1 pseudogene is annotated in these 1,178 nt (G+C 69.8%); it reads right to left on the reverse strand.

Going from position 1 to position 1,178, the window contains the following annotated elements:
• Positions 1 to 1,178: pseudogene (locus tag ACP4J0_RS38460) on the reverse strand (alpha-1,4-glucan--maltose-1-phosphate maltosyltransferase); the annotation flags it as partial.

Consider the following 1,178-nt stretch of genomic DNA (forward strand, 5'->3'; position numbering starts at 1 on the left):
CGCCGGATGGTGTTGAGGCGGGTGATGAGGGGGGCGATGGTGCGGCCCTCGCGTGCGGCGGTGGTCCAGTCGCGGGGTTTGAGCTGGTACTTCTCGCTGTCGAGGTATTCCTCGCTGCCTTCGCGCAGGGGGGTGTTCTCGCAGAGTTCGTAGCCGCTGTAGATGCCCCAGGTGGGGGAGAGGGTGGCGGCGAGGACGGCGCGGACCTCGAAGGCGGGGCGGCCGCCGTGCTGGAGGTAGGCGTGCAGGATGTCGGGGGTGTTGGTGAAGAGGTTGGGCCGCATGTAGGAGGCGGCGTCCCCGGTCAGTTCGGTGAGGTACTCGGTGAGTTCCTGTTTGGTGTTGCGCCAGGTGAAGTAGGTGTAGGACTGCTGGAAGCCGATCTGGGCGAGGGTGTGCATCATCGCGGGGCGGGTGAAGGCCTCCGCGAGGAAGATGACGTCGGGGTCGGCGTGGTTGATCTCGCCGATGACCTTCTCCCAGAACACGACGGGTTTGGTGTGGGGGTTGTCGACGCGGAAGATCCGCACGCCGTGGTCCATCCAGAAGCGGAGTACCCGCACGGTCTCGGTGACCAGGCCGTCCAGGTCGGCGTCGAAGGCGATGGGGTAGATGTCCTGGTACTTCTTGGGCGGGTTCTCGGCGTGGGCGATGGTGCCGTCGGGGCGGTGGTGGAACCACTCGGGGTGTTTGTGGACCCAGGGGTGGTCGGGGGAGCACTGGAGGGCGAAGTCGAGGGCGATCTCCAGGCCGTGGCGGGCGGCTTCGCGGACGAAGTCGTCGAAGTCGTCGAGGGTGCCGAGGTCGGGGTGGACGGTGTCGTGGCCGCCTTCGGGGGAGCCGATGGCCCAGGGGACGCCGACGTCGTCGGGGGTGGCGGAGAGGGTGTTGTTGCGGCCTTTGCGGTGGGTGGTGCCGATGGGGTGGACCGGGGGGAGGTAGACGACGTCGAAGCCCATGGCGGCGATGGCGGGGAGCCGGCGGGCGGCGGTGCGGAAGGTGCCGTGGGGCCGGGTGGGGGTGCCCTCGGAGCGGGGGAAGAACTCGTACCAGGCGCCGTACAGGGCGCGTTCGCGTTCCACGAGCAGGGGCAGCGGGTCGGAGGTGGTGACCAGGTCCCGCAGCGGGTGCCGGGCCAGCACCGCGTCCACCCGGGGCGTCAGCGCCGCCGCCAGCCG

The sequence above is a fragment of the Streptomyces sp. WG7 genome (genome assembly GCF_049975785.1).
Lineage (GTDB): Bacteria > Actinomycetota > Actinomycetes > Streptomycetales > Streptomycetaceae > Streptomyces.